The sequence below is a fragment of the Candidatus Zixiibacteriota bacterium genome, from assembly GCA_022865345.1.
Taxonomy (GTDB): domain Bacteria; phylum Zixibacteria; class MSB-5A5; order MSB-5A5; family RBG-16-43-9; genus RBG-16-43-9.
In genome coordinates this window covers 1-3,370 of sequence record JALHSU010000004.1, presented here as the reverse complement: position 1 = coordinate 3,370, position 3,370 = coordinate 1, and the positions used below count along the sequence as shown (strand labels likewise).

Genomic DNA, 3,370 nt, shown 5'->3' with positions numbered 1-3,370 from the left:
TCTTTTTTCCTGGAGATGAGATTTATCCTTTTATTCCAGGACAAAAGCTCATCCAGATAAAGTCTGAATTTTTTCTGGGATTTTAAGGATAGGTCTAAATCGAGATGCTCTTTCAGTGACCTTGCGAATTTCTCAAAAGAGTCAGTTTCACCATGTTTCACGTGAAACATTCTCCTTAAGTTGTTGATTTATCAGAAAATAAGCCGGATTTTGAGCTGAATTGTTTCAGATAAACCATCAGAACTGCTATGTCTCCAGGAGAAACTCCGGAGATCCTGGATGCCTGGCCAATTGACCTGGGCTTGATTCTCATCAACTTCTCTTTTGCCTCTCTTTTGAATCCTTTCAGATTGGAATAGTCAAACTTCTCCGGAATAACCATATTCTCTAACTTCCTGAATTTCTCAATCTCTTTCAGCTCTCTTTTTATATATCCGTCATATTTTATCTCTATCTCAACCTTCTCCTTAACTATTTGAGACAAATCTTCTGGAACCTGGTCGATTTTAAGTAATTCCTCATAAGTTATCTCCGGCATCTTCAGAGCATAAGCCAGAGAGACTTTCTTCCCATTGCTGTTTTCTTCTAACAAATTACCGAATGAGCCTAATGGAACAAAGATTTTCTTAAGCCTCAACTTCTCCTCCTCGACTTCTATCTTTCTATCTTTGAATTCCTTACAGAGCACATCTGAGATCAATCCGTATTTATGCCCGTATCCCAGAAGCCTTTCATCTGCATTATCTTCCCTTAAAATCAACCTGTGCTCTGCTCTGGAGGTAAACATCCGGTATGGCTCCAGGGTTCCTTTGGTAACCAGATCATCAATCAGAACTCCTATATACGCTTCACTCCGGTCCAGGATAAAAGGTTCTTTTTTCCTTAGTTTCAGAACTGCATTAATTCCTGCCATAACTCCTTGTGCTGCAGCTTCTTCATACCCAGAAGTCCCATTTATCTGCCCGGCAAAGAAAAAATTTTCGGTTAACTTTGTTTCCAGATTGGACTTGAGCTGAGTTGGAGGAAAGAAATCATATTCGATCGCATATCCAGGACGGGTCATCTCCACATTTTCCAGTCCGGGAACTGTTCTTAATGCTATGAGCTGAACATCTTCCGGCAAGGAAGTAGAGAATCCATTAACATAATATTCTGTGGTATTTTCCCCTTCCGGCTCTAAGAATATCTGATGTCTTACTTTTTCCCTGAATCTGACAACTTTATCTTCAATTGAGGGACAATACCTTGGACCTATCCCTTTGATTAGCCCGCTATAAAGAGGTGAACGGTCCAGATTGTGTAAGATCAGCTTATGCGTGGTTTCATTAGTATAAGTCAAATAGCAAAGATGATCCTTTTTCTCTATCTCTTTGGTTCTCAAGGAAAAAGGCTTAAAATTTTCATCCCCTGACTGAGGAATAGTTTTTGAAAAATCAACAGTCTTTCCATCAATCCTGGGAGGAGTTCCGGTCTTAAGCCTTCCAACTTCAAAACCTATTTCCTTTAATTTATCTGAGACCTTTAATGAAGGAAATTCGCCTGCCCTGCCTGAAGGAAAATTTACTAAACCTATATGAATCAATCCATTGAGAAATGTCCCCGAAGTCAGAATAACCGCGTCGCTGTAATAAACTGTACCAATTGATGTTAAAACTCCCTTAACTTTGTAGTTCTCTATCAGAATTTTTTCTACGTTCCCCTGTTTCAAAACAAGATTCTGCTGAATCTCTAATGAATTTCTCATTGCCATCTTATAAGCCACCCTGTCACATTGAGCCCTTGAAGACCAGACCGCAGGACCTTTTTTCTTATTCAGAGTTTTGAATTGAATGTAAGTCTTATCAGTCACAAAACCCATTTCACCACCAAGCGCATCAATCTCTCTGACAAGATGTCCCTTGGCTAATCCCCCAATAGCCGGGTTGCAAGACATCTGGGCAATAGTTTCCTTATTCATAGTCAGAAGTAGAGTCTTACACCCCATCCGGGCAGACGCCAGAGCCGCCTCACACCCTGCATGCCCGGCACCTATTACTATAACTTCAAATCTTTCAGAATATTCGATCACAGTTCGATTTCCTCACTGTCCGTAGGATAGTCTAATTAGATTTATATACGTTGTTTCACGTGAAACATTTTCACTCCGCCTAAGGCGGATAAAATTTTTTAACTTAATAATATTTGCGTATAAACGAAGTTGCCAAGATTTTATGTCTCTAAATTAACGGGGGTAGGGAAATGGGACAGAAGGAAAACTGTCCCATTTCCTACGAGCCAGTTCGACTTATTCTTATACTTCACTTTTCTTGTGCGATGCCTTTTGAAAGAGGAGCCAACAGGCCCAGACGGAATACCCGATTGAAACTGGGAAACCAACATAGGACAGCGAATACGGCACCATCCTCGTCCCGACCACGATAGGCCAGCCGTATACAAGCCTGAGAAGATGAAAGACCCCGACCAGAAAGAAGATGGCACCGGAGATGATCAGGTACAGTTTTTGGCTCATATCATTACTCCTACCTGTTGTCTAACGCCAGCGATCCCCTGCTGGCAAATGAGGCGGCATTTGACAATCAGGTTTATCCCATTGATGGCCGCCGGCTGAAACGTCCGGTTGATGCGCTGATTGGGTGCTTTGCAACCATTTATCTGGTACTCTATTGATATGTTTATTTAACGGACGCTAAATATTTCTCGTGTTCGTTATTTCCTATATCACTTCCACCCCTCTTACTTTCAGAATATTCTCAAACTATATTTTTGTTTACTTTGGGCAACTTCAATAACTCTTTACGATTTATTCTCATCTACTTTCTTTACCTATCCTTCGTTCCAGCTGCAGGAATCTTCCTCAGCTTCATGCTAAGGAATAAAATACCCAGTCCTATTAGTAGAGCGATGATGCCATAAACCCACCAGGGGATGTTCCGCCCAAAGAAGATCACATAGATAAAAGGCGCTACGTTAGCGCATAGAAAGATTGCGACCCAGAGCATGACTTCCTTCCCGAGCTTTTTGGTGAGGGATTGAAAGGTGCGAAATAATGAATAGTAGAATACTGGCACACAAACCAAGTAAATAATCAGGAATACAACTGGATTGACGCCATAATAATCACGAGCCATCTGTAATAGTTCCTCTATCTTTGATATCACATAATCTAGCATTCTCTGATATCTCCATTCATTCAATAATACAAGTGTTTAGCGCCCAACGGACAAGCTTTACCTGCCCAAAGGTGCACGCCATAAGTTCAAGATAGTGAATAACTTGTAAACTTTTGAGAGGATTCAAAAACACGCTCCTTTGGGCCAGGTGCAAGCAGTAGTTAAATTACAAATTACCTATTTTCAGTTATTTACGTTTT

The 3,370-nt window shown here is 40.8% G+C and carries 3 protein-coding genes; all 3 read right to left on the bottom strand.

Features of this window, described 5'->3' with window-relative positions; genetic code table 11:
- Positions 1 to 175 precede the first annotated feature (175 nt).
- A complete protein-coding gene (gene mnmG, locus MUP17_00215; GenBank protein MCJ7457405.1) occupies positions 176 to 2,068 on the bottom strand; it encodes a tRNA uridine-5-carboxymethylaminomethyl(34) synthesis enzyme MnmG in 1,893 nt (630 codons plus the stop codon).
- 222 nt (positions 2,069 to 2,290) lie between these two features.
- Complete coding sequence (locus MUP17_00210; protein ID MCJ7457404.1) at positions 2,291 to 2,509, bottom strand: hypothetical protein; 219 nt, start codon at positions 2,507 to 2,509, stop codon at positions 2,291 to 2,293.
- A 310-nt stretch (positions 2,510 to 2,819) separates the two neighbouring features.
- Positions 2,820 to 3,170: a hypothetical protein gene (locus tag MUP17_00205; GenBank protein ID MCJ7457403.1), complete on the bottom strand. Its 351-nt coding sequence runs from the start codon at positions 3,168 to 3,170 to the stop codon at positions 2,820 to 2,822.
- Positions 3,171 to 3,370: the final 200 nt, after the last annotated feature.

What these genes read in the sequence shown, in the direction of transcription:
- MUP17_00210 (MCJ7457404.1), bottom strand. Translation starts at nt 2,509, where the DNA reads ATGAGCCAAAAACTGTACCTGATCATCTCCGGTGCCATCTTCTTTCTG.
- MUP17_00205 (MCJ7457403.1), bottom strand. Translation starts at nt 3,170, where the DNA reads ATGCTAGATTATGTGATATCAAAGATAGAGGAACTATTACAGATGGCT.